The organism is Oleiphilus sp. HI0125 (genome assembly GCF_001635355.1).
This window is the reverse complement of record NZ_LWGF01001475.1, coordinates 1-1,108: the sequence shown is the minus strand read 5'-3', so window position 1 is coordinate 1,108 and position 1,108 is coordinate 1. Positions and strand designations below refer to the sequence as shown.

2 protein-coding genes are annotated in these 1,108 nt (G+C 46.7%); both read right to left on the bottom strand.

From position 1 onward, the window contains the following. On the bottom strand, window positions 1-366 hold a 366-nt coding region (locus A3762_RS24860), incomplete at its 3' end, for an FAD-binding oxidoreductase (RefSeq protein WP_231878921.1). Next, window positions 359-1,108: NAD(P)/FAD-dependent oxidoreductase (locus A3762_RS28065; protein WP_231878920.1), on the bottom strand; the 750-nt coding region annotated here is incomplete at its 5' end. The genes A3762_RS28065 and A3762_RS24860, both read right to left, overlap by 8 nt.

The window sequence follows — 1,108 nt, the reverse complement described above, 5'->3', positions numbered from 1 at the left end:
TTTTACGGTGAGGTCGTAGTAATCACGATGTGTCGGACAAGAAGAAATGGCATACGGGCGCGCAGTTTCGACACCATCGATGTTCACGAACAAATTAATATATTGCCCGGCCTGAAATGGAGGCAATGCCCCCCTAGCGCTGCGAACACGAAACGTTTTCGTCGATGGCGTTTCTTGAAAGATCTCGGTGACTTCTAGGTTCAAACGCTTCGGATGAAGCTTTGCAATCTCAGCAGTGTTTTTACCTTTATCTTCACTAAAATCTGAGCCTATTTTCTCTCGCTCTGCGATTAACTCTCGACTCTCGACATAACCAACCAAGTTACTCAATAATTGTTCTTTGTTAGTAATATATTGGTTAGACATTGGCAGGCTCCTTCACATCTTGAGTCTGGGTTTGATCTTGCTCAGCTAAACGCTGTGCTTTTAGCTTTTTCAACACTGCTTTTGCAGTGGATTGGCCGACCATATACGTAGGTTGGAATCCACCCATGCCCTGCCAGCAGCCTGCCATGTGTAAACCTTCTACTTGATCATACCGAGGACGATGAATCTCGCCGTCTTCTGGGTTTTGAATGAAACCGTAAATCGATCCGCCCGGAGTGTTCAAGTAACGCTGCATTGTCAGTGGCGTAGCGACTTCAATTTCTTCTATGTGAGAGCGAAAGCCCGGGAAGAATTCTTCTGCTTGCTCGATAAGGTGTTCCGCAAAGGCATACTTCGTATCGGCATAGTCTTCGACCGGAACGTCATCCCACACCTTCCCATACTGCAAACACAGCAAAGACACTTGGCTCTTACCCGGAGGAGCAAAACTTGGGTCATCAACGTTATAGCAGGTGAGCATAGTCGCCACAGGAGGATTCAATGTCGCCATCGTTTCAACCATTAAATCCTCGTCCATGGTCGTCCCCATAAACGTCGAGGCGTTCTTGATGCCTAAGGTTTCCGGCGGGCAATCTAAGCCAATGTATAAGCAGAATGCTGAGGTACCGATTTCACGAGACTTGAAGTCTTGAGAGATACCTTCTGGTAACTCATCTGTATCCAGCAAATCGACAAAAGTTACGACCGAACTTGCGTTTGAAATCACTTGTTCGGTTTCGTA